This window comes from Listeria sp. MAN/IMW/UF555 (assembly GCF_058684075.1).
Map to the genome: position 1 here is coordinate 89986 of NZ_JBZWZS010000004.1, position 25893 is coordinate 115878.

The following is a 25893-nucleotide window of genomic DNA, read 5'->3' on the forward strand; positions in this document are numbered from 1 at the left end:
CCAAGCACGAGTTGGAGTGCTTGGACTTTTTTTATTTTGGTAAATGGTTTAAGAAATTGCGAGATGCAAATCCTTCTACTTCTTCTTTCGTATAGTGTTTCTCTAATGTTTGGAGGAAGCTTTGGTACTTACCGACATGTTCCAGTCCTTTGACATGATCTGGGATACCATCAAAATCCGAGCCAAAACCAATATTTTTCAATCCACCAAGTTCACAAATATGATCAATATGGCGAATAACATCTTCCATATCAGCCACACCAGAGTTCGTAGTAAATAGTGGGTGGAAAATAACATCAATCATTGCATCATGCTCTATCATCGCCTTAATTTGATCATCATCTAAGTTTCTTGGATGAGAGCAGATTGCTTTAGCGCTTGAATGGCTGGCAATAACAAACTCAGCTTCATCTAAAGTTTCCCAAAAAGCTTTCACACTCAAATGCGAAACATCTGTGAATACTTTTCTTTTATTTAAAAGCTGGATGATTTCTTTGCCAAAATGGGTCAAGCCTGCACCGCGTTCTTCCATGATTCCATCCGCTGCCAGGTTAGCATTATTCCAAGTTAAACCGACAGATAATACTCCACCATCAAGCAATTGTGTTAGTTTATCTAGGTCACGTCCGATTGGTTCAATGCCTTCTAATGTTAACATTGCACCGATTTTATCTTCCGGCAGATTTTCTAATTCGCACCATTTCTTCACATGCTGAATCATTCCGCCTTTATGAAGAACGTGTTGTTTAAAAATATTAACTTGCTCAACTGCTTTCTTCCATTTATGTTCAACAGGAACCTCTTCGTCAAGAAAAATGGCGAATCCTTGTAATAACATTTTAGCTTCTATAAGCCGTTCAAAATTCACATCAAGTTCTTCAGCATCTTGGAAAGTGTATTTTCCTTTTCCAGCCTGTAACTTATAAAGCGCATCACAGTGGGTATCAATTACTCTCATTTTCTGTCGTTCCTCCTTTTAGATACATCTATTATATACCTTTCAGAGGAATAGACAAGAAGTTTAATTAGGACATTATTATTTTGTCATTTTATGTTGTTTACCTGGCCAAAATGCCCATTTTCCAAGGAGTACGGTAATTGATGGAACAAGGAATGGACGAACGATAAATGTGTCTAGTAATACACCAATCGCAGTAATTAAACCGAATTGTACTAATAGCTGGATTGGCAGCGTGGTTAAAACACAAAACGTTCCCGCTAATATTAAACCTGCGGAAGTGATAACTCCACCAGTTTGACCAACACCTTCTGTAATGGCTTTTCGAAGCGGCATTGTCTTGCTGTTTTTCCAAATACTAGAAATCATAAAGATATTGTAATCTTCCCCGAGTGCCACAATAAAGACAAAGGCATATAGTGGAATCAAGCCAGAAATAGCCTCTACTCCCATTGCATAATGGATAATGACCCAACCAAGTCCGAGTGCTCCAACGAATGAAAGTAGAACTGTTGCCACTAAGTAAAGCATTGCTGTAATTGAACGTAAATAACAAAGTAGTAAAATGGCAATCAAGGCAATTACGAGTGGGATAATCACTTTTTCATCATGCTGTGTCACTGCACGGTCATCATATTGTGTTGCTGTTTGGCCAGCTATATAAACATCATTACCTTTATCAGCAGCGGCGCGAACTTTTGGTACGACATCCATTGCTTCATTGCTATAAGGATTGTCTTTCAAAATAAGTGTGTATTTTTGGTACCCCTTGCTTCGTTCTGGCCCAGTAACCGAAGCTACTCCATCCACATTTTCAAGCGAACTTTTCATTGATTCTTTGGAATTAACAACCACTTCCATTGGTGCGAGCATACCAGCACCAAAATGATCACTAATTAGTGTGAAACCTTCTCGAGATGGCATGTCTTCTGGGAATGTCGAAAGTGTATCATACGTATATTTGACTTGAGTCGTGAAAATTCCACAGCCAATTAGGATGATTAAAGTAATAATCAAAATACGCACGGGATGTTTTGCAGACATTTCACCAATTTTATGCCAAAAACGGTTTTCTTTGTGGTGTTTCGGTGTTTTCCCTTTTTTCTTTGCACGGGCTTCTTCCATTTCTATTGTTCTTGGGATAAATGGCCAGAATGAAACACGACCAAATAAGCCAAGTAGCGCTGGTACAAGTGTTAACGAAGAAATCATCATAATGAAAATCGCCAAACTAAAAGGTACGGCAAAGTTATGGAACGAACCGTATTCGGCAGCTAAAAGTAGAAGTAACGCCGCCATAACAGTCAAGCCACTAAGCGCAATTGCCCCCGCTGTCCCACTAAAAGCTTCTTTAAATGCTTGGAAACGATTTTTTTCTGTGTGTAAATGGCTTCGGAATCTAGCAATCAAGAATAAACAGTAATCTGTTCCAGCACCAAATAGTAATACGGTCATTATCGAGAGCCCTTGTGAACCATATGTGATAATCCCTTCTTTTGCGAGTAATCCAAGAATCGGGGTAATTACTAAATAAGCAAACCCTACTGCAATCAAAGGAATTAATGCCAAAATTGGCGAACGATAAATAACTAATAAAAAGACTAGAACAAGAAGAACCGTACCAATTAACAGTGAAACATCTGCGTCTTTAAATAATCCGCTCGCATCCACACTGATACCTGCTGGCCCCGTTGTCCGAGCAACTAGTGTGTCATCAGCTGACACTTTCTTCGCAAAAGGATCTTCTCCAATTGTTTCTTTAGCAGTTGTTTCGAGTTGTTTAAAGCTCTCAGCTAGTTGATCTGACGTCGCACTATCTTTCATAATAACGGTTTGAATAAAAGTGGTTCCATCCTTAGAAACTTGTTGTTTTAACGCAACTGGTGGCATTTTATCATATGGAACTGCCATTTTTTGGAAGTCAACTGGGTTTTTAGTTAATTCTTTGCTGTATTTTTGAATATTAGCTAAATCTGCTGTTGTTAAGCCAGTTGAACGATACCAAGTAATAAGTGCGGGCGTCCCGTCTGTCCCAGCAAATTTATCATCAATTAGTTTTTGAGCAACTACTGAAGGCTCTGAACTAGGTAAATCTTTCGCTGCATCGTCTTTGTAATCAGCAGCTTTTGGAAAGAAAAACTGTAAAATAATAATAGCGATAATCCATATACCTAGTGTTATAAATCGACCTTTCTTGCCACCTACAAAACTGGCTATTTTACTTAAAAATCCATCTTTCATTATAAATCCCCCTTTAGTTTGCTTATTTTTTTCGTTTATCAAATGATAAGTGAAACGCCAAAAAAAGAAGCACGCTAAATTATACCTCTTTTTTACAAATGCCAAACATCATTAAATTAATTAATTCATCAATTTGTTCTGTAGTCGTTTGTTTTTGAGCGAAACTACCTTTACCAGAAAATAGTGGGCTAATAGTTGACAAGCAGTATCGTGCAGCCGTTTCAGCACTGACACCCGCGCGCAACTCTCCTGCATTTTCTAAGCGCTCAAAAAATTGTTGAAACGGCATTAAATATGTTTGTTGCCATAACTTATATAGTAAAAACTGATTTTCCGGCTTCATTTCATTAAGAATATCGTGAATCATTAGTAAAATATTAGTCGGATGTTCTTCAATTAACATAATCAACATATCATGTAACTGTTCTTCTTTCGGCTTATTCAATTGTAAAATCGGATGCATTTCCACCTGAATATTCTGCGTCAGTTCACGAACTACTTCAATATAAAGTGATTCTTTATCTTCAAAATGATGATAAAGTGCTGGTTGGGTAATTTTGGCGATTTTAGCAATTTCTCTTGTTGACACTGCCCGGTAACCTTTTTCCATGAATAAATCCCGCGCTGTGTCGAGAATTTTTCTTCTTGTTATTCCTAGTTCTTCTGCCCGAGTTCGTTTCTTTTCCATCATTACCCCACCTTTCTCATTTGTTTGTAGTAAGTAGTTGTATGTTTTTATCAATTAATTTTTGTAAAGTTTCTTTGTGCCATTTCCGTCCTAGAACTCGTTTACTTACAAGATATTTTCCTTCTTCTAGTTCGCCGTCCTCTGTTACCGCACGGATAAATAAACGGTACACCAATTTCTTTTTAACTAGCGCAATTTGTTGAATCGTTTTTGCATCTAAAAAGTGCATTTCTGCGTCACTTAATTTGAAAACAAATGTAAAAATTCCAGCTTCCGTAAAGGCTAAAATAAGCGAGTGGCGTCCTCGCATATGAGGTCCTGCATATAAAAAATCAATTGTTTGAACGTTCAAATGATTATCTTCGCTATATGTTCTTACTTCTTTTTCTAACCGTTCTTTCAAACTAGCAGCCAAAATAAGCGCCTCCCTTGCTGATTTATATTTTACCAGAAAATGCTGGGTTGAAGTAGACTAATTTTAGCAGAAAGTTAAATAAGGTATTTATCTCTTCTACTAAACATGGTAATATCAATCTTGGCATTTAAAAAGTTAGTATAAACGTTATTGCGATTATATAAATATTAAAAAGGAAGTTGGTAAGAGAATGGAAGAACAGCACATCATTGAAACACGAAACGGGAGAACATCATTTTTTGATGGAGGTTTACTGCAATATATTGGTTGGATAATACTTGGCACTTTGGTGACGATTTGTACAATTGGGATTTGCTATCCATGGGCTTTATGCATGGTTTATGGTTGGAAAATTAATCATACTGTTATCGAAGGCAAACGTTTGAAATTCCAAGGATCAGCCTTTGGACTTTTTGGACACTGGATTAAATGGTTACTTCTAACTATTATTACTATCGGAATTTATGGTTTCTGGGTTTTTATTAAGCTAGAAGATTGGAAAGTAAAAAATACGATTTTTAAATAAAAAATAAAAACATCTTACAAATGAGCTTTCGCCAATTGTGAGATGTTTTTTTATGCCCTCGGAGGGAATCGAACCCCCATTTTAAGAACCGGAATCTTACGTGCTATCCGTTGCACCACGAGGGCTTTATGTACAAAGAAAATGTTTACCGTACGAATAATAATTATAGCGAAATTCGTATGTTTTTACAAGCTTTATTTTGAATGAAGAAGCCAGCGCATCCTGAGATTTGCTGGCTTCAATAGTTAATTTACCACTATCCAAATAGATGAACTATCTGGTTTTTCACCTCGTACCCACCATTTTGCTTGGTAGATTTTACCATTGTATGAAACTTTTTCTCCGCCATTATAGGCTTTTTGGGTGTTCCAAACTGGCAATTCGGTGCTGTTTGATTTCCATACATCACTCGTATCTGGTGCGTTACCTTTAGTCCACCATTTCGCTGTGTAAGCTATCCCATTATAATAAATTTGATCGCCTGCATTATAAATTCGATCAGCTTTCCAAGTATTCATTGGGTCTAGTGGTTTAGTTTTGGCTGTGATTTCGTTACTTACTAGTGAACGATTACCTGATGTATCAACTGCATATACTTTGTAGCTATAACTTGTGTCACTTGCTAGCTTTGTATCTTCAAACATCGTGGAAGTCGTTGTTGCGATTTTCGTATTATTTCGATATAGTTCATAATTTTTCACTTCAACATTGTCCGTTGAGGCTTGCCAACAAAGTGCAATAGTAGTGTCTGTTTGTGCATGTGACATTAAACCTTTTGGCGCTGTTGGAGCTTCTTTATCAACGGCTGGTGCTTCTTTCGTTGTTAATTTAGCGCTGTTACTAAGTGAAGATGTATTACCAGAAAAATCTTTTGCGCGCACTGTATACGTATAGGTTGTATTGTCTTTTACAGTTGTATCTTCGTATGCGGAAACTTGACTTTCCCCGATTACTTTTCCATCACGTAAAATTTCATATCCTTTAATTCCTACATTATCCTTAGAAGCAGTCCATGTTAAACTTACTTTTTTAGCAGTGGTTGTTCCTGTTAAATTAGTCGGTTCAGTAGGTGCTTCATTGTCTACAATTGGTTCAATATCAGAATTAATGATGTTTGCGTCGATAACTTGGTAAAATGCATTTCCAGTGTCTGCAATTGACCAAACACCTAAGATAACATAATAACCAGAACGATCATTTGGAATAGTTATTTCTTGTTTTGATAATCTATCCGGTACGCTACCATCAGCTGTAATTGCTGCTAATGGTTCAAAGTCTGCTCGTGTTAAAGGTTTATTTGGATCCCAACCTTTTTTGGTAATAAAATAATCCCAACTACTTGTTCTATGTGGCGCTGTTAAAGTCCATTCTACAGTTAATGGGCCTGATTCTACATCTACTTTTGCCCATCGATCTTGTGTTTGAGCATCTAACAGTGAGTATTTTCCTCCGCCTGCAATTTTGCCATCAACAGGGCCACTTGCTGGAAATCCTTTTGGTGCTTCTACGCTTTGTGGCTCGTACTGTGCTGCCCCGACTCCCGTATTAATCCCTTGATTAGCTAAATATATCCGACTCGCTGGTTTAGATATGTATCCATGAGCAGAGACATTTGTTTCGAAGAGGACGACAGATAATATTGCAACAACAAAAAACATTCCAATTTTTGAAAATTTATTCATGGTGCACCTTCCTTTCAGTATAGTTCATTATACCTTTTTGTTAATTTTTTTAAAAATAGTTTGCTCCAAACTTTATCATTTGACCTAATTTGACCATTCGTGTATGATATAAACAAAGCTAAATTAAAATATACAATTTAACAGGAGGAATCTTGATATGAACTTAATTCCAACAGTAATTGAACAAACTAGCCGTGGTGAACGCGCATACGACATTTATTCTCGTTTATTAAAAGACAGAATTATTATGTTAGGCTCTGCAATTGATGATAATGTTGCTAACTCAATTGTTTCCCAATTATTATTCTTAGATGCACAAGATCCTGAAAAAGATATTTTCTTATATATCAACTCTCCAGGAGGAAGTATTTCAGCTGGGATGGCAATTTACGATACAATGAATTTCGTTAAAGCTGACGTGCAAACTATCGGTATGGGAATGGCTGCTTCAATGGGATCATTCTTACTAACAGCCGGTGCAAATGGTAAACGTTTTGCTCTTCCGAATGCAGAAATCATGATTCACCAACCACTAGGCGGCGCTCAAGGCCAAGCAACTGAAATTGAAATTGCTGCTCGTCATATTCTAAAAATCAAAGAACGTATGAATACTATCATGGCTGAAAAAACTGGGCAACCTTATGAAGTAATCGCTCGCGATACAGATCGTGATAATTTCATGACTGCTCAAGAAGCAAAAGATTATGGTTTAATTGATGACATCATCGTTAATAAATCTGGCTTAAAAGGCTGATTAAATAAAAAAAGTGGGCTTGAAATTACAAGCCCACTTTTTTGTTGCCTTATTTTAAACGTAAAGCAGAATGTTTTCTTCCATAGAATGTATAAACAATAATCCCAAGTACAAACCAAACACCAAACGCAATCCAAGTTGTTTTAGATAAATTAAGCATTAAGTATACACAAAGTAAAAACGAAAGTGCTGGTACCACTGGATAAAACGGTGTCTTAAAGCCTTTTTGATTAAGCTCAGGGTTGCGACGTAAGAAGAAAATTCCGACTGAAACCATCGCAAAAGCAAATAGTGTACCGATATTAATTAATTGTGCCAAATCTTCCATTGGTACTGTCGAGGCAATCAATCCCATTACTGTCGCAAAAATCATTGTATTTCTAACTGGGGTATCGTTCTTGCTGATTTTTGAAAAAGATTTTGGTAGTAGTCCGTCACGTCCCATCGCAAACAATAATCTTGTTCCACCATAAGACATAACAAGCACAACTGTTGTCATTCCAACAATTGCTCCAACTGAAAGCAAGCCTGCAATCCAGTTTTGATTAATCGCTTGAAGCGCAAAAGCAACTGGTGCACTAACTCCAACTAAGTCAGTGTACGGAACAACGCCGGTAAGAACTGCTGATAATAAAATATAAAGCAACGTACAAACTGCCAAGGAAGCGATAATCCCGATTGGCATATTTTTTTGCGGATTTTTTACTTCTTCCGCTGCGCTAGATACGGCGTCAAAACCAATATAAGCAAAGAAAACGGTAGAAGCTCCCGTAATTACACCTTGCACTCCAAATGGTAAAAACGGCGTCCAATTATCTGGCTTCACATAGAATGCACCTACGATAATAAATAAAACAACAACTGCAATTTTTACTAACACCATTATATTATTTACTCTCGTAGATTCGCGAATACCAAAACTAAGTAAAATTCCAATAACCATAACTACTACAAAAGCGAGTAAATCAAAGTAAGTACCTGCGCTTGGGTTATAAGCGGAAGATATAGCTGTTGGAATGTGTAAATCAAAACCCGCTAGCAAGCTCTTCATATAAGATGACCAACCACTTGCAATCGCTGCTACCGCAAGTCCGTATTCCAAAATAAGCGACCAGCCAAGAATCCACGCTACTCCTTCTCCAAATACGTGATAGCTGTATGTATAAGCGCTACCCGCGACTGGCAGTTTTGAAGCGAATTCCGAATAACAAAGAGCCGCCAAACAACAAGCAATGCCTGCAATAATAAATGAAATAATAATTCCTGGTCCCGCTATGACAGAAGCTACCTGTCCTGGAAGAATGAATATCCCACCCCCAACAACCGCTCCAACTCCAAGCATTGTTAAATCAAATGCGCCTAAAGTTTTGTTTAAATGATGTTTATCTGTCGCTGGGTTATGAAAACTCTTTTTTCTGAAAAAAGAATTAACTTTCGTCATAAAAATCCCTCCTACTTATATTCCAATTTTCAGTTAATTTATTTGTGTATTTTTAAACTAACTAGAAAACTATTATTCATACTACCACAAACACACTGAAAAATATACCACATATGTATAACTTTATTTAAAATGTAAAAAATTTTTTAGTGTTGTATTACTTGAAATTACATTTACATCCAATCAGTTTAAATAAAAAAGCTTGAAGACGACAAGTTGTGGTCTTCAAGCTTTATTAATTATTTCCAAGCTCGTGAATATTGTTTTGGCGCTTCGATTGTTTCACCTAACGTTTCAGCAGCCTCTTTAGCAAAATAAGGATTTCGCAATAATTCTCGACCGATGATAATTAAATCTGCTCGTTCGTTGCATAAAATTTCTTCCGCTTGCTCACCTCGTGTAATCAGCCCAAGCGCTCCAGTTGCAATGCCAGCCCCGCGGCGAATTTCATCAGCAAACGGTACTTGATAACCCGGGAAAACTGGTGGTGCTACGTTGACCAAACCACCTGTACTTACATCAATTAATTCCACGCCATCTGCTTTCATCCATTTGGCAAAAGGAATGTGGTCTTCTAATTGCAAGCCGCCATGTGCATAATCAGTAGCGGAAACTCGAACAATAATCGGGCCATCCCATACTTCTTTTACCGCCTTAATAATATCACTTAAAATTTTATAACGATTGCCAGCAGGTCCGCCGTAATTATCTTCGCGACGGTTTGAAATTGGGGAAAGGAACTGATGAATTAAATAACCGTGCGCTGCGTGAATCTCGATTACATCAAAGCCAGCTTCCTTAGCCCGGTACGCTGCCCGTTTAAAATCAGCGACAACTTCTTTAATTGCTTCTTTCGTAAGTTCTACTGGTTTAGCAGATTTTTCGTCAAAAGGAATTGCAGAAGGAGCTACAATTTCGCCTGGTAAAACAGCTTTTCGACCAGCGTGCGCTAATTGAATACCTGCTTTTGCTCCGTGATAATGAAGGCCATCCACAAGTCGTTTTAAAGCTGGAACTTGCTCATCATTCCATAAGCCTAAATCAAATTCAGAAATTCTACCTACTTCTTGAACCGCAGTAGCCTCTAATATTACAAGACCGGTACCGCCAGCTGCTCTTGAAACGTAATGCGCAAAATGAAAGTCTGTTGCGATCCCGTCTTTATTTTCTACTGAATACATACACATTGGCGACATAACAATTCTGTTTTTTAGCGTTACATCTTTTAATTTATATTCTGAAAATAATTTTGACATTCTAATTCGCATCCTTTTCTTTTAATTAACTATTGCTAACTTTTAACCCTACTTGCGCTGGAGTTTCACCGCTTCTAAGTCGTTCTGCAATTTGATCCAGTTTGCGAAGACGATGGTTAATGCCTGATTTACTTACTTGACCAGTTGTTAGCATTTCACCTAACTCTTTTAAAGTAACATCTTCATTTGCAATCCGAAGCGCGGCAATTTCACGCAGTCGTTCTGGTAAAGCTTCAAGTCCAACTGTCGACTGGATATACTTAATGTTATCAATTTGCCTAACAGCAGCGTTAATAGTTTTATTGAGATTCGCTGTTTCACAGTTAACTAACCTATTCACTGAATTTCGCATATCGCGCATAATCCGAACATCTTCAAAATGAAGAAGCGCACTAGTTGCACCAATAATACTTAAGAATTCCGTGATTTTTTCCGCTTCTTTCAAATAGGTAATAAAACCGTTTTTCCGTTCAAGGGTTCGCGCATTGAGATCGAATTGATTCATTAAAGCGCAAATCGCCTCATTATGCTCCTCATAAACAGAAAAAATTTCTAAATGATACGATGAAGTTTCCGGGTTATTAACTGATCCACTTGCCAAAAAGGCTCCACGTAAATAAGCACGTTTGGCGCTCCTCTTCTTAACAAATCCCCTATCAATTGACTTAGTAAACGTCATTGGAGGTTCAAGAATTCGTAAATCTTCTAAAATCCCTCGCGTGCCAGACTTTAATCGCACAATATAGACATTATTTTTTTTCAGTTTCATTTTGCGACGTACTAGAAGTTCAATTGGCACTTCATACAAATCTTTTAGTAATTGGTACATTCGTCTAGCTATAGCTGCATTCTCTGTTTGGACATCCATTATAACTAATTGATTCGAAAACGAGATTGCGCCATTCATTCGAATAAAAGCTGCGAGTTCCACTTTTGCATCGCTATCACTTACGTTCATATGGGTTAATTCTTTCTTCGTTTCCGATGCAAATGACATGGCTTACTCACTCCTTTTCATTATTTTTATTAGGCAACATTGCTAAAAGCGCATCCGCCACCTTATCAGCTGCGTGGCGCACAAGGCCATCTTCTGTAGAAAGAAAATCTTGATAAATAGCTTCTACTCCAAGTTTTTCCATTTCTTCCGCATTATGCTCCACTTGCGCCACATCTTCAGGAAATAGTAATTCTTTTGGAACAGTTGTAGTGTTAATTAACGTTTTATCGATAAAAGATTTACCAACATGTTCGTGGATGACTTTAATATGATCCGCATCTGAGAAAAAGTCTGTTTCCCCAATTTGCGTTAAAATGTTCGTAATGTATACTTTCTGGGCTTTACTTGCTGTAATTTCTTCAGCTAATTCTTCTAATAATAAATTAGGTAAAATACTTGTATATAAGCTTCCAGGACCAATAACAATCAAATCTGCTTCTTTAACTGCTTCTACTGCTGTTGGATATGGTTTCACATTTTCTGGTTCTATAAATACTCGATTAATGTGTTTGCCTTGAAGTGGAATAAGCGACTCGCCGTGGACAATTGATCCATCTTCCATTTCTGCATTTAAAATAAGTGGTTGGTCGGTTGCTGGAATGACTTTACCACGAATTTTTAGTACGGTAGCAAGAACATTTATTGCATCAACGTAACTATCATTAAGTTGCGATAATGCCGTCAAAATCAAGTTACCAATCACATGACCTGATAAATCCCCATCTACAGCAAAACGATATTGGAACAAGTCTACTACACGCGGATCAACATTAGATAAAGCAAGCATGACGTTACGAATATCTCCAGGAGGAAGAACGTCCATTTGTTCGCGAATTTTACCAGAACTACCGCCATCATCAGCAACTGTAACAATCGCTGTTAAATGAATCTCTTTTTTCTTAAGCCCTTTTAAAACGACTGGGAGACCTGTTCCGCCGCCTATAACGACTACTTTCGGCTTCGTTTCTTTGCTCATATTAGCGTTCCTTTCTACGTTTCATATCTCGGTGTGAAATCGTTGTTTCATATTTTTGCTGGATTGCTTTACCAACATATTCTGTTAAAGCAACAGAACGATGCTGTCCTCCCGTACATCCAATTGCAATCACAAGCTGCGTTTTTCCTTCTCGTTTGTAAAAAGGAAGAGTAAACATTAATAAATCAACTAATTTATCTAAAAACGCCATTGTTTCTGGCCATTTCATCACGTACTCATAAACATCTTCATCAAGCCCTGTCAGTGGGCGCATCTTATCAATATAATGCGGATTTGGTAAGAAACGAACATCAAATACTAAATCTGCATCAATTGGAATACCATATTTAAAGCCAAACGACATTAATTGGACATTAAAAACATCCTTGTCTTCTGTTTGAAATTCATTGTTAATTCGTTCTCTAAGTTCACGCGGCGCCATATTGGAAGTGTTAATTACTAACTGCGAGCGCCCTTTTAAATCACTAAGCAGTTCACGCTCAGCATTAATTCCGTCAAGCACAGAACCATTAGGCTCCAGTGGATGGTGGCGGCGTGTTTCTTTATAACGCGAAACAAGCACCTTATCATCAGCCTCTAAAAAGAGGATTTTCGTTGTTATAAAATTGGTATTATCTAGTTCATCTAGCGCTGGTTCAATGGAGTCGAAAAACTCACGACCACGAAGATCCATTACGAGCGCGATTTTATCCATCTTATCGCTTTCTTTCATTAACTCCCAAAATTTCGGAAGCAAACTTGGCGGTAAATTATCTACACAAAAATAACCGAGATCTTCTAAAGACTGCATTGCAACTGTTTTCCCTGCCCCAGACATCCCAGTAATAATTACTAATTTTAATTGTTTAGAAGCCATATACGCCTCATCCTTTCGCACAAATAATATCTACCTTTCATTTTAGCACACTTCCCACTAGAAAATCCCGGAAAAGTCTCTAAATAGAGTTTCCGGGATTTTTCTTTTTTAAGCTTCGATATATTGCATCAAATCAGCTTTTACTTTTTCAAGTTTTTGCGTGCTTTCTGCTTCATTTTCACCGCGAATGCTAAAATAGAATTTGATTTTCGGTTCGGTGCCTGATGGACGCAAGCAGAACCATGAACCATCTTCAAAATAACATTTAATTACATCTGCGGTCGGTAATTGAATCTCTTCAGTTTTACCTGTTTCAATCCAAGTAGTTTCGCTTCTTAAATAATCTTCCGCGCGCTCAATTCGGAAACCGCCCATGCTTGTAGGAAGTTGCTCTCTAAAGCCACTTGTAATTTCTTTAATGCGCTCTGATCCATCTTTTCCACTTAAAGTGAGCGAAACTAAATCTTCTTTATAATAACCAAATTCAGCATAAATTTGTTCTAACTCTTCTAGCAAAGTCCGCCCTTCCGTTTTGCTCACAAGCGCCACTTCAGAAATCGCGAGAACTGCCTGAATAGCATCTTTATCACGAGTAAACGACTTAACCATATAACCATTACTTTCTTCATAACCAAATTCAAATGTATGCTTCCCTGTTTCCTCAAAATGCTTGATTTGTTCCGCGATAAATTTGAACCCTGTTAAAACTTCAATCATCTGTGCACCAAAGTGTTTCGCGATTTCCGTCCCAAGATTACTTGTTACAATTGATTTTAAAACAGCCGCATTTTCTGGTAGTTCATTTTGCGCTTTCTTTTGTTTTAACAAGTAATGTAAAATTATCGCACCAATTTGATTACCGGATAAAATCTCATATTCCCCGTCATTATTCCGTACTGCAACTCCTAAACGGTCAGCATCCGGATCAGTTCCTACTAATATATCGCCATCATGTTTTTTGCCATATTCAATTGCGAGCGAAAATGCTTCTTTATTTTCTGGATTAGGTGATTTTACAGTACCGAAATCAGGGTCGTTCACAAATTGTTCCTCTACTTTAACGATATTCGTGAAGCCGACACTTTCAAGCGCAGGAACGCCTAAAATCCCTCCTGTACCATGTAATGGCGTGAAAACAATTTTCAAATCCTTACCACGTTCTTGCACCAACTCATTATTAACAATTACTTCTTTTAACTTTTCCAAATAAGGACGGTCCACTTTTTCACTAATTATTTCAAGTAAACCTTTTTCAATTAATTCGTCTTGGTCTGCTACTTCTACAGAAAAAATATCTTCCACGGCACTTATGTAATCTATTACGGCACTTGCACCAGTTGGCGGCATTTGACCACCGTCTTCTCCGTAAATTTTATAGCCATTATATTCTGGTGGATTATGGCTTGCTGTAATTACTATCCCACCAAATGCATTTAAAAATCGAACTGCAAAAGAAAGTTCTGGTGTTGGTCTAAGCGCATCGAACACATAACTTTTAACACCATGGTGCCCTAGAACAGCCGCTGATTCAAAGGCAAATTCACGTGACATATGACGAGGATCATAAGCAATAACAATTCCGCGCTTTTTAGCCTCTTCACCGTTTTCAGCTACAAATTGCGCTAAACCAAGTGACGCTTTTCGAATGGTATAGATATTCATCCGATTTGTTCCAGCTCCTAGAACACCACGCATCCCCGCCGTACCAAATTCCATATTACGATAAAAACTATCTTCTAATTCTTTTTCATTCTTTTCTATATCTACTAATTGTTTTTTTAGCGACTCATCTAATTCTTTATTTGTAATCCACTTTTGGTATTCCACTTGCCAGTTCATTCCCGACACTCCTTCACATTATGCTACTTTCATTTTTATCATTCTTAGCTTTCAACCGCAAAACGAAAAGCTGTTTTCGATTTAAATGGTTGGTCTGGTCTTAATACGATATTGCCGAATCCTTCATGATTAATCGCATCCACCAATCCTTGTGTTTCCATCGTGATACCCGCATATTTCGGTACTGGTTTGTTTTGAATAGAAAAGTTACCAGTTAGACTATTAGCTGTATAAATTAACACGGAGTCAGCTTCTGTTTCCATTTCTACTCGCCGCCCCGACTGCGTATCAAACAACACTGCATCAGGTCGCCCGTTTTCATGTTTTAGAATAAAGGCATGATCCAGTCCACTGCCAACTAGTTTTATTTGTTCGTCTTGACTCCTAGTAATTTCAGCAATTTCACGACCTGCTCGCAAGTCAAAAATAGTATTTTCTGTCGGCACGATAGCTCCAGTTGGCAAAGATTCATTATTTATTGGCAGAAACGCCTCACTACTCACCCAAAGTTGGTGCGATAACACATCTGTACCAGCCTCGCCTGTTAAATTAAAATAAATATGATTGCTTGGATTATAAATAGTTGGTTTGTCCGTTTTTGCTTCATAGTGAATTAGCCATTCGTTCTTATTATTCAGTGTATAAGTCATTGTAGCATCAATATTCCCGGGATAGCCGTTTTCGCCGTCTGCCATGTGGTATGTAAACGTCATAATCACTTCATCTAATTTCTCTTCGACCGAAACATCCCAAAGCTTTTTACTAAAATTAAGCTTCCCGCCATGACGATGGTTAGCGCCTTCATTTTGCGTTAATTGAAACTTTTTACCATCCAAAGAAAATTGACCTTTAGTGATACGCCCAGCCACCGGACCAAGCGTTGCACCAAAGTACGGCGAATATGCTAAATAATCCTCTAAATTCGAAAAACCTAGGCTAATATTAGCAAATTCACCAAATTTATCTTTCGTTTCAATGGAAGTAACAATCGCGCCATAATTTAAAACGCTCATTTTCATCCCATGGTCATTTATTAATGTCCATTGCCATACATCATTTTCTTCCAACTGTCCAAAATGTTCTTTTAATACTTTGATATAAACCACATTCTTTCGTAGTTATTAATAGCCATTTGGATGTGACACGTGCCAGTTCCAAGCAGTAGCAATAATATCTTTTACATCCGTATACGTTGGTTGCCAGCCAAGGATTTCACGCGCTTTATCGCTAGAAGCAACAAGCGTCCCTGGGTCACCAGCCCGGCGCGGTACCACTTCAGCTGGAATTTCTTTACCAGTTACAATTCGAGCTGCTTCAAGCATTTCTTTCACTGAAAAGCCATTGCTGCTGCCGAGGTTGAAAATATTACTTTCTCCACCTTTTTTCAAATATTCAAGCGCGCGGATATGCGCATCAATTAAATCTTCTACTTGAACATAATCACGAATACATGTACCATCAGGTGTATTATAATCATCGCCATAAATTGCTAATTTTTCTCGTTGACCAAGAGCAACTTGTAAAATAATCGGTACTAAGTGAGTTTCTGGTTTATGATCCTCACCAATTGATCCATCCGCTTTTGCACCAGCGACATTAAAATAACGTAACGCGACAAACTTCATTCCATAAGCTTTATCGCACCATTTCATCATTTTTTCCATAATTAGCTTTGTCTCACCGTAAGTGCTTTCTGGACTTGTCGGCATATCTTCTGTGATTGGAACTCGCTCTGGTTCCCCGTATGTCGCAGCACTAGAAGAAAATACAATATGTTTAACACCATATTGTTCCATAACTTCTAAAAGAACTTGCGTACCGTAAACATTATTATTCAAATATTCTAAAGGAACTTCCATTGATTCACCAACAAGCGAACTCGCGGCAAAATGAATCACACTATCAATAGACTCTTTTTCAAAAACAGTACTTAAAAAAGCTTTATCCCGGATATCACCTTCATAAAATTTTGCTTTTTTGTGAATAGATTCCTTATGACCTGTCCTTAAATTATCTACCACAACTACCTCATAACCTCGATTAATCAGCTCATCTACAGCATGAGAACCAATATAGCCCGCTCCACCAAGTACAACAATACTCATCATTTATCTCTCCTAACTAGTCTTTGTATTTCATTTTACACTACCCAGGTCAAGGTAGTCACGCAAAAAAATGGACCTAAGATAAATAATCTTTAGATCCATTTTTGTTTTTTTATTATTTAGCTGCTTCTGCTTCCAAAGCTTCTTTTAATTCTTCTACATATTTTTGCGCATTTTGTCCAGCAAGTCCACCATCACCTGTAGCTGTTACGATTTGGCGTAAGCTTTTCGCACGTACATCCCCCGCTGCAAAAATACCAGGAAGATTTGTACGCATTTCTTCGTCTGTTACGATATATCCTTCTTCATCAGTAATACCTAGACTTAAAAATGCTTTCGTAAGTGGTACAAGCCCAACATAGATGAAGACACCATCTACTGGCATAATTGATTCAGAACCGTCAACAGTAGAAACGAGTTTGACGCTAGTAACTTTTTTGCCATCGCCAATAATTTCTTCTACCGTGTTATTCCAAATAAAATCAACTTTTTCATCTTTAAAAGCACGATCTTGTAGAATTTGTTGTGCACGTAATTTATCACGACGGTGTACAATTGTTACTTTATCTGCATAGCGAGTCAAATAAGTTCCTTCTTCAACTGCCGAGTCACCGCCACCAACAACGACTAACTCACGATTTTTAAAGAATGCTCCATCACAAACTGCACAGTAAGAAACGCCGCGTCCGCTAAGCTCTTCTTCACCAGCTGCGCCAAGTTTACGGTGTTCAGCTCCAGTTGCAATAATAATCGCACGGGCTTTATACGTTTTCGATCCTGCTGTTACAGTTTTAAATTCTTTGCCGTCAATAACTTCTTTAATATCACCATAAGCGTACTCAGCGCCGAATTGTTTCGCCCCGCTAAGCATCTTGTCGGATAAATCTGGTCCTAAAATACTGTCAAAGCCAGGGTAATTTTCTACCTCTGCTGTATTTACCATTTGTCCGCCTGGTACACCACGTTCAATCATTAATGTATCTAAATCTGCACGGGAAGTATATAAAGCCGCTGTCATTCCAGCAGGTCCCGCCCCAATAATAATCACATCATAAATTTTTTCTTCACTAGCCATCCTTTTGCCCTCCTCATTAATGTGTATACAATAGTTAGTCTAAATTAATCCTAATACGGAATAGCAAAAAGGTCTATTTATCTGCTCAGAACTTGCTCAATATCTCTTGCGCACTTGCTACATTCAAATTCATCTACCGAAGCGAGTTTCATTTCAGGTAAAAATATTTTTGCGATCGCGCTAGCAACCGTTTCAATCGTATAGCGACCAAGAATGAGCTCTTTTCTATTTTCCATCAAGACTAATGAAAAAACCGTTTCGTATAAAGAAAGATTTTCTTCATTTAACAAAAGCCCATTTTCTCGTAAAATAGTCATTGCTTTCATAATTAAGTAGCAGTTCTGTTCTACGTTCCCATCTGGAAAATAATCAAAATCGGTAAACATCAAGTGCTCCATATACGACCAACTACTCATATCAAGCAGTGGATGAAATAGGACAAATTCCGGTCGATTTCCCGAGACTGTCATCGCATAGACTCCAAGAAGATGCGTCATATCACTTTCCGCTTGAAGCATTTCTAAAACTAAACGAGTATCATTGGTTAAATCCGCCTCTTGCTCCCAAGGAAATCTAGTATCTTCATATAAATCGCACTCTAAAAAGGAATGCCAAAACATTTTCGCCTCTTCAACTTCATCTAAATAATATGCTGATTTTGCGCGATAATAATAGTATTTACTACGCTCCGTAACTTCCAAATCCGCCACTTGTTCAAGTAAATCATCTGCTTCTTCGTAGTCGCCCATCATCGCATGAATTAAGCCGATTTTTTCTTTATGATGCGAGAGAACTGGCAAAACATCCCGCAACTCCGAGTAAAGTGAGTCAGCTTCTTCCCGATTACCTTTATAAAAATGATAAATAAACAAGTCACATAAACCCAATAAATTCCCCGGGTTTCTTGCAATTAAATCGCTTAATACCTTAACGCCTTCCTCTTCTTTTAATTGCTCAAAATAAAGTGCAGCTAGCTGATTATAGGCAGGCCAAAAGTTCGGTTTCTCATCAATAACTTTTTTCAAAATATCACATGCAGAAGCACTATCTTCTTCCGCTAAATAACGATTAATTTCTTTCTTATATGAATAAAATTCCTGTTCTAATTTAGAAAAACCATTTTCAATTGTTTCACCAAATGGCGTTTCTTCGAGTAATACTTCAATTAAATCTTTAGCTTCTTCGGCATAGTCTCCATCAGCTGCTATTTCTAAATAACGACTTGCATATTGAAGCGCCCTACGATAATCTTTCATATAAGCAAAATTATTGGCTATAAAATAATAGCAGTATTCCATATTACCAAGACGTTTTTCCATTATCTCTCTTAGTAATTGATTTGATTTATGAAATTGACCGATCTCCGTATAGCAAATTGCTAATTGACAAAGTATCACTGGCTCTCCAGGTTCAAGTTCTGACGCTCGTACTAGATAACGAATCGCTTCTTTGATTCTTTGCTCACGAAACGCTTCTACTCCACGCTCAAAATAAAATTGACCATTTGGATAAAATGGATAAATTTTTGCAGTTGTTTTTTTGTCTTTTTCCATTTTCCCACCTCCAACAATATCCTTATTCTTCTGAGTATAACATAGAATTTATTTCTTTGGGCAAGAAAAAAAGCTACTCTGATTTCACTCAAAAGCAACTTTTTCTTTTATTACTAAAGGATTTCCATATGCAAAACTTTCTGGCGGAACATCCTTCGAAACGACTGCCCCAGCAGCAACAATCGCCCCGTCCCCTATTTCGATTCCAGGAAGAATGGTTACATTTGCCCCAACCATCACATTCTTACCAATAACGACTTCTCCAACATGATACTCAGACAACAAATATTCATGTGTCAAAATTGTCGTATGATAGCCAATAATAGAATTTTCTCCAATCGTAATCTTCTCAGGAAAAAATAAATCCGGCATAACTTTATAGGCAATAGCAGTTTTCTTACCAATTTTCATTCCAAGACAAGCACGGTAAATATTACGTTTACCACCCATCCAAGGAAAAAAACGTCCAAATTCAACTACTACAGTATTCTTTACGACTTTCCAAAAAGAAATGGTTTTATAAACCTGGAAAAGCGTGTTGACTTTCTCATCCGGCGCCTTAAACCTATTCAGCCGTCTCAAAATTTATTCCTCGTCCCTTACAATAGCAAGCAGGTCACTCATTTTTTCTAACATAAAGTCTGGTTGGAACTGCGCCAAATGTTCTGGACCTTTAATCGCCCATGCTACTCCAGCAGTTAACGTTTCCGCATTTTTCCCAGCTTCAATATCATGATAATTATCACCAATCATAATGGCTTCTTCTTTCGTTGCATTTAGCAGAGAAAGAGCCATCTCAATACCTTCTGGATCTGGTTTTGCATTAGATACTTGATCTAACCCAATCACCACTTGGAAAAATTTATCCAAGCCAGTCACTTTAAGACCTCGCATAATCGTATCGTACATTTTCGTCGATACAATTCCTAGTTTATAATCTTCTTCATATAAAGCTCGAATCGCTTCATACACTCCATCATACTCTAAAATTAAATCATCATGATGTTTCAAGTTATATTCCCGGTAAAACACACGCATTTCTTCCGCATGTGCTGGATTTATTTCCCGAAACGTTTCCATTAGCGAAGGACCGATAAACGGTAAAATATCTTCTCTTGTAAAAACGCGGTCAGGTAAGAATTCTTGTAATGTTGCTTGGAAAGTTTTAATAATCAACTCATTCGTATTTATCAGTGTCCCATCTAAGTCAAATAACAATGTAGTAATTTTCCCAGTCATAATTTCTTCCTTTCTTATACAAACTCGAAAATCTCCAACTTTTTATTTCTTTTTAGCTACTTTACCCAATTTATCTTCCATATAATACGGCGGATTCATTTTCACGCGACGATAAATAATTAAACCAATGGATAACACAATTAGCAGTAAAGATAAAACCTGTGAAACTCTAAAGTCGCCCCACATTAAACTATCTGTTCGCATTCCTTCGATAAAGAATCTTCCGAACGAGTACCAAATTACATAACTAAGAAAAAGTTCCCCACTACGTATCTTGGTCCGACGAATAATTAATAACACGATAAAACCAAGAACATTCCATAAACTCTCGTATAAGAATGTCGGCTGATAATAAGCACCATCTATGTACATCTGGTTGATAATAAACTCTGGCAAATGTAAGCCCTCAAGAAATGCTCGAGTCGTTTCCGCCCCATGAGCTTCTTGGTTCATAAAATTACCCCAACGACCAATAGCCTGAGCAATAATCAAACTAGGTGCAACAACATCCGCAAGTTTCCAAAACGAAATTTTCTTAATCCGCGAGAAAATGACTGCAGTTAGCACGGCACCAATTAACGCACCATAAATCGCGATTCCACCATGCCAAATCTTCACTATTTCGCCCAAATTATTCTTATAAAAATCCCACTCAAAAATAACATAATAAATGCGGGCACTAATAATCGAAATTGGAATCGCCCATATTAGTAAATCCACAATAATTTCTTTGTCCATTTTACGTTTATTTGCTTCACTAAGCGCAAGAAGTAACGCAATTACAACAGCTGAAGCGATAATAACTCCGTACCATTTTACGGAAATACTACCAATTTGAATCGCCACCGGATCAAGTGGCTGAACACCATTACCCATAATTCCCCTACTTTCAAAAAAAGACAACTCCGCAACCAAACAAGATTATCGTACTGTTTGTTTAGGCTGCGGAGAACTTTTCTCTATTTATTTAATCATTCATGCTACTATTATGACCTATTAAATTGTTTAGGTCTTGTGTAAATTGTTCTGCCGCATTGTAGCCCATATTTTTCAAACGGAAATTCATTGCTGCTACTTCTATAATAACAGATAAATTTCGCCCTGGACGAACAGGAACAGTAATTTTTGGAATGTCCATATCAAAGATTTTAGTCTTCTCTTGGTCCAACCCAACGCGATCATAATGCTTATCTGGGTCCCAGTTTTCAAGGTGCACAACGATAGTAATTTTTTTACTGGAACGTACAGCTCCTGCTCCAAATAAAGTCATTACATTAATAATTCCGAGGCCTCGAATCTCTAGTAAATGCTCGATAATTGCTGGCGATGAACCGATGAGCGTCATTTCATCTTCTTGACGAATTTCTACATTATCATCCGCTACGAGTCTATGTCCGCGTTTTACAAGTTCGAGCGCGGTCTCACTCTTACCAACACCACTACTACCTGTAATTAAAACGCCAAGTCCGTAAATATCTACTAAAACACCATGCATTGAGATAACAGGTGCCAGTCTGCTTTCTAAATAGTTCGTAATATAAACGGATAAACGCGTAGTCTTTAAGCGCGAACGAAGAACTGGAATATCTGCTTCTTTCGCTGCTGCTACTAATTCTTTCGGCACTTCTAAATTTCGAGAAATCACAAAAGCAGGCGTCCGTTTCGTACACATTTGCTTATATCTTTTAAGTCGTTCTTCCGGCTCCATACCTTCTGAAAAAGAAATTTCCGTCATTCCAAAAAGCTGCACACGGTCTTCTGGATAATACGAGAAAAATCCAGTAAGTTCCAAACCAGGCCGAGATAAATCACTTGTTAAAATTGGTCTTTCAAGTCCCGTTTCTGAACAAATTAGCTCTAAATTAAGTCGTTCCTTTAAATCCTTTACCGTAACCGATTTTGTCATGCAAGTACCTCCAAATGAATTATAAAAGTCCATTACTGTTCGCTACAAAATATTGTTTAGAAAGCTCCTTATCATTTTAGCACTTTAGAGAGAATCAAGCTACCTCTTTCTTCCCAAATGGCTCTACACAGCAAAACCAGCTACATTTAAAAGGCCGTTTGAAGCCTAAAAATGTAACTGGAATGTTTAATTTTCTTTATTACCCCATAAAACGGAATTAATAATCATGTTTGCAAAAGCCATAATTGCTGCAATAATCAACGCTGTACCAAAACCATCAATTTGGAAAGAATCTCCAATAAAGAAAGTAGTCATTTCAAGCATAATTGCATTAATCACAAAGGTGAAAAGCCCAAGTGTAAATATATTAATCGGTAAAGTTAAAAGGAGTAAAATAGGTCTAATTAGCATATTAAGAATTGCTAATATAAAACTCGCTAGTAGCGCCGTCGTGAATCCATCTACGTGGAAACTTGTAAAGAATCCAGATAATGCTACAAAAAGCACCGAGTTAATGATTACGCCTATAATCCAACGCATATTTTAGTTCACTCCCATTCTGATTCAGGTGTTGCTTTTGGCATAATAATCGCAGCTAGAATATAAAGTAAAATCCCAGTACCTAAGAATAGAACTGATCCAGCCCAAATTAAACGAATGATTGTTACTTCAATACCAAAGTATTCTGCAAGCCCACCACAAACACCAGCAAACATTTTTTGTGATGAAGATTTATATAACTTTCTCATTGTTTTCCCTTCCTTTCATTTTATTAAACGTTCTTTGTTTCGAGTTCAGAAACTTTGATAATTCCATTTCCTACTTTCGCTTGAAGTGTTGCCATGCTTATTTCTTCTGCATTTTGAGTGAAAACAAAAGTTCTTTCTGCGTCATCCCAAATTTTTGCATTTTTTAAGTCGAAGTAAATTTTTTCTTTTTTCGTTCCTAGTGTTCCATCAACATTCCACGTTGGCGGGATTTGAATCCGAATATCGCCATTTGGTGCTTCTAAATCTGCAGCTGAGGAAGTTTCATTTTCGAGAATATATTCAACATCCCCTTGAGCCGCCTTAGCAATTGTTGTATGGAAATTACCTTGAAGAGCAATGTCTCCTTTAGCAGTAGACATATCTACATTTTCAACAGAGCTACGTTTGAAGAAAATTTCACCGTCTTTGGATTCCGTGCTGAGGAATTTACCACTAGCTCCTGAAGAACGAATATCACCGTGACGTGTTTTGATAATAGCATCTTCTGCAGCTGTATCATCATATTTCAAATTACCATTAAGTAATTGAATTTTTACTTGTTCATATAAACGTTTTGGAATAGTAACAACTAAATCTGTTTTTAGTAATTCATTTTTTGATTCAAAAGTGAAACTATCTGGTGAAATGTCTAGCATTGTTTGGCTAAAGAAGTAATCCCAGAGTTTTTCTTCACTTAATTGACGAATGGAGCGTGCTTTTTCGTGTACAGCTAGTACGGCACGAATTTTCATTTGATCTTTGTCCCAAGAACGGATAATAACATCTCCGGTAGCTACTCTAATTGTAAAAGAGCGGAAAGTTGCATCGTCAAAATTGAATTCTCGCACTGGACGAGGACGAGCTTCTTTTCTTCTTGCTCCGTGATGGATTGGTTCTGGTCTAACTGGTTTTTGTCTGTTGTGATGACGGCTATTTCTCATCGCTTCTCGCACTTCCTGTCTCGCTTCATTACGGTCAGCGTGGCGTCTTCTTTTTTCATCAACGCGGCGGCGGTGCCGTTCAAGTACTTCCTCATTACTTGTATCAGAAGAAGGAATCACAAACAAGGCAACGATGTAAGCAATAATCGCAATACCGGTTTTCATCGTAATAATCGTGATGATAATATAGATAAGGCGTAGAAGTGTGGCATCTATTCCTAGAAATTCGGCTAGTCCGCCAAAAACACCGCCGACTTTCCGGTCCACTCTTGATCTTCTTAATTTTTTATCCATGTTAGCTCTTCCTTTCTTATTTCTATGTAAAATCTAGCGCGCTTTCTCCGCGCTAGATTTCAATTTATTATTTTGCATCACGAATCTTAACGGAACCTGTAGTTGCTTCTGCTTCGATTTTTAGTGAAGAATCAGCTGCTGTTGGTAGTTTAGTAAATACAATTGATTTACTTACTGATTCAGTTTTTGATTGAAGTACTTCGGCATCTTTTAAGTCTAAATATAGTTTTCCAAGGTTTGTATGGAAGCGACCATCTACACCAATAGTTGTTGGTACGATTACTTCGATATTACCGGCACCCGTTTTAGCTTTTAAGAAAGTAGCTTCATTACCAGTTAGCTGATAATTAACGTTACCATTTTTAGTTTGCAAGTTTGTTGAGTAATAATTACCTTTTACTGCTACATTACCGTTAAATGTTTTAAGTGCTACATCACGGATTTCACCATTTTGGATACGAACATTCCCATTAATCGATTCAATTTCAGCTAAAGTAGCGTTTAGTGTACCAATGCTAACATTACCGTTTGTTGTTTTTACAAATAAATCACGGCCTGATAATTCATCCATATGGAAATTACCATTCAGCATTTTTACAGAAACATAATCATACTCACGACGAGGCAAGTACACAGTTAAATTCGTAACGATTTGTTTCGATGTTGATTCAAAACGCAATGTTTCTTCATCTACACGTAAAGTCGTTTTATCAAAAAAGATTTTAAGTGCTTCATCTTCTGGATATTCTTTGAAAAGTTTAATCATCGCGTGAACTTTAATATCATTTGAGTCGGATGGTTTAAATTCAACATTACCATTAGCAATTTCAAATTCTAAAATTGAAAGCGTTGTGTCGTGGTAAATGAAATCACGTTCAATCTTAGTAGATGTAAGAAATGGAAACGGCATATCTTTTACTTGTTTAAATGCGCTGTTTAGGAAAGAACCGATTTTCTCACCAGCTTGTGATAAGTCATTGACCATATTGCGCATGGAGTCTTCACGGTCTTTAGAAGAATTTTCATTTCCTTCTTCTTGGTGCTCATGGTTTTCTGGAGTTGGTTCTGGGCGTCTCTTACGGCTTTTCGGAGCAGTGTAAGGATTTCCTTCATTGTTCCAACCTTTACTATAATCATAAGTTGGTTCTTCTTCCGGTTCTTCAACACGTTCTTCTCTTGGTGCTGTAGAACGACGGATATTTTCTTTTGCTGCGGATTTACCTTCTTTTTTAGAAATATTTTCAAGTAGGGTAAGGGCCTCTTCAGTAGAAATGATACCTTGTTTCACTAATTCGAGAATACGTTTACGTTCATTTTCCATTTTCATTTCCTCCTAATTTTTCGGTTTAGCTATTTTAGGCTTGCTTCATGTGCAAGTAAT

The 25893-nt window shown here is 37.4% G+C and carries 25 protein-coding genes and 1 tRNA gene; 2 read left to right on the top strand and 24 right to left on the bottom strand.

Annotated features, from left to right (window positions below):
* Positions 1-31 precede the first annotated feature (31 nt).
* From AC4PG8_RS12600 to AC4PG8_RS12615, 4 genes are all read right to left on the bottom strand, one after another.
* A complete protein-coding gene (locus tag AC4PG8_RS12600; protein ID WP_010991254.1) occupies positions 32-958 on the bottom strand; it encodes a dipeptidase in 927 nt (308 codons plus the stop codon).
* Between the two features lie 78 nt (positions 959-1036).
* Positions 1037-3199, bottom strand: a complete 2163-nt coding sequence (locus AC4PG8_RS12605) for an MMPL family transporter (RefSeq protein WP_185562909.1) — start codon at positions 3197-3199, stop codon at positions 1037-1039.
* A gap of 79 nt (positions 3200-3278) precedes the next feature.
* Complete coding sequence (locus tag AC4PG8_RS12610) at positions 3279-3887, bottom strand: TetR/AcrR family transcriptional regulator (protein ID WP_010991256.1); 609 nt, start codon at positions 3885-3887, stop codon at positions 3279-3281.
* Positions 3888-3903: 16 nt separating this feature from the next.
* On the bottom strand, positions 3904-4302 hold the full coding sequence (locus AC4PG8_RS12615; protein ID WP_003772373.1) for a hypothetical protein: 399 nt from the start codon (positions 4300-4302) through the stop codon (positions 3904-3906).
* A gap of 190 nt (positions 4303-4492) precedes the next feature.
* Between AC4PG8_RS12615 and AC4PG8_RS12620 the strand changes: the two genes are divergently transcribed.
* Entirely contained in the window at positions 4493-4828 is a 336-nt protein-coding gene (locus AC4PG8_RS12620) for a hypothetical protein (protein WP_492170418.1), read from the top strand.
* A gap of 53 nt (positions 4829-4881) precedes the next feature.
* Here AC4PG8_RS12620 and AC4PG8_RS12625 read toward each other — a convergent pair.
* Positions 4882-4953, bottom strand: a tRNA-Arg gene (locus AC4PG8_RS12625).
* Positions 4954-5073: 120 nt separating this feature from the next.
* Positions 5074-6510, bottom strand: coding sequence for a lytic polysaccharide monooxygenase (locus AC4PG8_RS12630; RefSeq protein ID WP_492170419.1), 1437 nt, complete (start codon positions 6508-6510; stop codon positions 5074-5076).
* 157 nt (positions 6511-6667) lie between these two features.
* Between AC4PG8_RS12630 and clpP the strand changes: the two genes are divergently transcribed.
* Positions 6668-7264, top strand: coding sequence for an ATP-dependent Clp endopeptidase proteolytic subunit ClpP (gene clpP / locus AC4PG8_RS12635; protein ID WP_003768278.1), 597 nt, complete (start codon positions 6668-6670; stop codon positions 7262-7264).
* A 49-nt stretch (positions 7265-7313) separates the two neighbouring features.
* On the opposite strand, the gene bcaP is transcribed toward clpP, so the two are convergent.
* From bcaP to AC4PG8_RS12725, 18 genes are all read right to left on the bottom strand, one after another.
* On the bottom strand, positions 7314-8705 hold the full coding sequence (gene bcaP / locus AC4PG8_RS12640; RefSeq protein WP_010991299.1) for a branched-chain amino acid transporter BcaP: 1392 nt from the start codon (positions 8703-8705) through the stop codon (positions 7314-7316).
* A gap of 239 nt (positions 8706-8944) precedes the next feature.
* Entirely contained in the window at positions 8945-9961 is a 1017-nt protein-coding gene (gene namA, locus AC4PG8_RS12645; RefSeq protein WP_003763892.1) for an NADPH dehydrogenase NamA, read from the bottom strand.
* 25 nt (positions 9962-9986) lie between these two features.
* Positions 9987-10958 (bottom strand): DNA-binding protein WhiA, encoded by a 972-nt coding sequence (gene whiA / locus AC4PG8_RS12650; protein ID WP_185513224.1) that lies wholly within the window; start codon positions 10956-10958, stop codon positions 9987-9989.
* 7 nt (positions 10959-10965) lie between these two features.
* On the bottom strand, positions 10966-11934 hold the full coding sequence (locus tag AC4PG8_RS12655) for a YvcK family protein (RefSeq protein WP_010991301.1): 969 nt from the start codon (positions 11932-11934) through the stop codon (positions 10966-10968).
* A 1-nt stretch (position 11935) separates the two neighbouring features.
* Positions 11936-12811 carry an RNase adapter RapZ gene (gene rapZ / locus AC4PG8_RS12660; protein ID WP_003763899.1) on the bottom strand — a complete coding sequence of 292 codons (876 nt, stop codon included), beginning with the start codon at positions 12809-12811 and terminating at the stop codon, positions 11936-11938.
* A gap of 108 nt (positions 12812-12919) precedes the next feature.
* The gene (locus AC4PG8_RS12665) at positions 12920-14650 is read right to left on the bottom strand and encodes a phospho-sugar mutase (RefSeq protein ID WP_185513225.1); all 1731 of its coding nucleotides are present in this window, start codon (positions 14648-14650) and stop codon (positions 12920-12922) included.
* 44 nt (positions 14651-14694) lie between these two features.
* Positions 14695-15756 (bottom strand): aldose epimerase family protein, encoded by a 1062-nt coding sequence (locus tag AC4PG8_RS12670; RefSeq protein WP_492170420.1) that lies wholly within the window; start codon positions 15754-15756, stop codon positions 14695-14697.
* A gap of 15 nt (positions 15757-15771) precedes the next feature.
* A complete protein-coding gene (gene galE, locus AC4PG8_RS12675) occupies positions 15772-16755 on the bottom strand; it encodes a UDP-glucose 4-epimerase GalE (protein WP_045554286.1) in 984 nt (327 codons plus the stop codon).
* Positions 16756-16870: 115 nt separating this feature from the next.
* Positions 16871-17830 (bottom strand): thioredoxin-disulfide reductase, encoded by a 960-nt coding sequence (trxB, locus tag AC4PG8_RS12680; protein WP_003772358.1) that lies wholly within the window; start codon positions 17828-17830, stop codon positions 16871-16873.
* Positions 17831-17907: 77 nt separating this feature from the next.
* Positions 17908-19383: a tetratricopeptide repeat protein gene (locus AC4PG8_RS12685; protein ID WP_070752455.1), complete on the bottom strand. Its 1476-nt coding sequence runs from the start codon at positions 19381-19383 to the stop codon at positions 17908-17910.
* Positions 19384-19467: 84 nt separating this feature from the next.
* Positions 19468-19965, bottom strand: coding sequence for an acyltransferase (locus tag AC4PG8_RS12690; RefSeq protein ID WP_185561643.1), 498 nt, complete (start codon positions 19963-19965; stop codon positions 19468-19470).
* 3 nt (positions 19966-19968) lie between these two features.
* A complete protein-coding gene (gene ppaX, locus AC4PG8_RS12695) occupies positions 19969-20622 on the bottom strand; it encodes a pyrophosphatase PpaX (protein ID WP_003763908.1) in 654 nt (217 codons plus the stop codon).
* Positions 20623-20664: 42 nt separating this feature from the next.
* On the bottom strand, positions 20665-21498 hold the full coding sequence (gene lgt / locus AC4PG8_RS12700) for a prolipoprotein diacylglyceryl transferase (RefSeq protein WP_003772355.1): 834 nt from the start codon (positions 21496-21498) through the stop codon (positions 20665-20667).
* Positions 21499-21589: 91 nt separating this feature from the next.
* A complete protein-coding gene (gene hprK / locus AC4PG8_RS12705; protein WP_003763911.1) occupies positions 21590-22528 on the bottom strand; it encodes an HPr(Ser) kinase/phosphatase in 939 nt (312 codons plus the stop codon).
* Positions 22529-22714: 186 nt separating this feature from the next.
* Positions 22715-23068 carry a phage holin family protein gene (locus tag AC4PG8_RS12710; protein ID WP_003763913.1) on the bottom strand — a complete coding sequence of 118 codons (354 nt, stop codon included), beginning with the start codon at positions 23066-23068 and terminating at the stop codon, positions 22715-22717.
* A gap of 8 nt (positions 23069-23076) precedes the next feature.
* The gene (locus AC4PG8_RS12715) at positions 23077-23277 is read right to left on the bottom strand and encodes a PspC domain-containing protein (RefSeq protein WP_003763914.1); all 201 of its coding nucleotides are present in this window, start codon (positions 23275-23277) and stop codon (positions 23077-23079) included.
* A gap of 23 nt (positions 23278-23300) precedes the next feature.
* Entirely contained in the window at positions 23301-24512 is a 1212-nt protein-coding gene (locus AC4PG8_RS12720) for a DUF4097 family beta strand repeat-containing protein (RefSeq protein WP_010991307.1), read from the bottom strand.
* A gap of 67 nt (positions 24513-24579) precedes the next feature.
* Entirely contained in the window at positions 24580-25833 is a 1254-nt protein-coding gene (locus tag AC4PG8_RS12725; protein WP_033533637.1) for a DUF4097 family beta strand repeat-containing protein, read from the bottom strand.
* Positions 25834-25893: the final 60 nt, after the last annotated feature.

Coding starts and splice junctions, on each gene's coding strand:
- AC4PG8_RS12620 (WP_492170418.1), top strand. CDS start 4,493: ATGGAAGAACAGCACATCATTGAAACACGAAACGGGAGAACATCATTT.
- namA (WP_003763892.1), bottom strand. CDS start 9,961: ATGTCAAAATTATTTTCAGAATATAAATTAAAAGATGTAACGCTAAAA.
- AC4PG8_RS12665 (WP_185513225.1), bottom strand. CDS start 14,650: ATGAACTGGCAAGTGGAATACCAAAAGTGGATTACAAATAAAGAATTA.
- AC4PG8_RS12630 (WP_492170419.1), bottom strand. CDS start 6,510: ATGAATAAATTTTCAAAAATTGGAATGTTTTTTGTTGTTGCAATATTA.
- rapZ (WP_003763899.1), bottom strand. CDS start 12,811: ATGGCTTCTAAACAATTAAAATTAGTAATTATTACTGGGATGTCTGGG.
- ppaX (WP_003763908.1), bottom strand. CDS start 20,622: ATGACTGGGAAAATTACTACATTGTTATTTGACTTAGATGGGACACTG.
- AC4PG8_RS12605 (WP_185562909.1), bottom strand. CDS start 3,199: ATGAAAGATGGATTTTTAAGTAAAATAGCCAGTTTTGTAGGTGGCAAG.
- lgt (WP_003772355.1), bottom strand. CDS start 21,498: ATGGGTAATGGTGTTCAGCCACTTGATCCGGTGGCGATTCAAATTGGT.
- bcaP (WP_010991299.1), bottom strand. CDS start 8,705: ATGACGAAAGTTAATTCTTTTTTCAGAAAAAAGAGTTTTCATAACCCA.
- trxB (WP_003772358.1), bottom strand. CDS start 17,830: ATGGCTAGTGAAGAAAAAATTTATGATGTGATTATTATTGGGGCGGGA.
- AC4PG8_RS12610 (WP_010991256.1), bottom strand. CDS start 3,887: ATGGAAAAGAAACGAACTCGGGCAGAAGAACTAGGAATAACAAGAAGA.
- clpP (WP_003768278.1), top strand. CDS start 6,668: ATGAACTTAATTCCAACAGTAATTGAACAAACTAGCCGTGGTGAACGC.
- AC4PG8_RS12685 (WP_070752455.1), bottom strand. CDS start 19,383: ATGGAAAAAGACAAAAAAACAACTGCAAAAATTTATCCATTTTATCCA.
- AC4PG8_RS12720 (WP_010991307.1), bottom strand. CDS start 24,512: ATGGATAAAAAATTAAGAAGATCAAGAGTGGACCGGAAAGTCGGCGGT.
- AC4PG8_RS12600 (WP_010991254.1), bottom strand. CDS start 958: ATGAGAGTAATTGATACCCACTGTGATGCGCTTTATAAGTTACAGGCT.
- AC4PG8_RS12655 (WP_010991301.1), bottom strand. CDS start 11,934: ATGAGCAAAGAAACGAAGCCGAAAGTAGTCGTTATAGGCGGCGGAACA.
- AC4PG8_RS12715 (WP_003763914.1), bottom strand. CDS start 23,277: ATGAGAAAGTTATATAAATCTTCATCACAAAAAATGTTTGCTGGTGTT.
- AC4PG8_RS12725 (WP_033533637.1), bottom strand. CDS start 25,833: ATGGAAAATGAACGTAAACGTATTCTCGAATTAGTGAAACAAGGTATC.
- AC4PG8_RS12710 (WP_003763913.1), bottom strand. CDS start 23,068: ATGCGTTGGATTATAGGCGTAATCATTAACTCGGTGCTTTTTGTAGCA.
- whiA (WP_185513224.1), bottom strand. CDS start 10,958: ATGTCATTTGCATCGGAAACGAAGAAAGAATTAACCCATATGAACGTA.
- galE (WP_045554286.1), bottom strand. CDS start 16,755: ATGAGTATTGTTGTACTTGGTGGAGCGGGCTATATTGGTTCTCATGCT.
- hprK (WP_003763911.1), bottom strand. CDS start 22,528: ATGACAAAATCGGTTACGGTAAAGGATTTAAAGGAACGACTTAATTTA.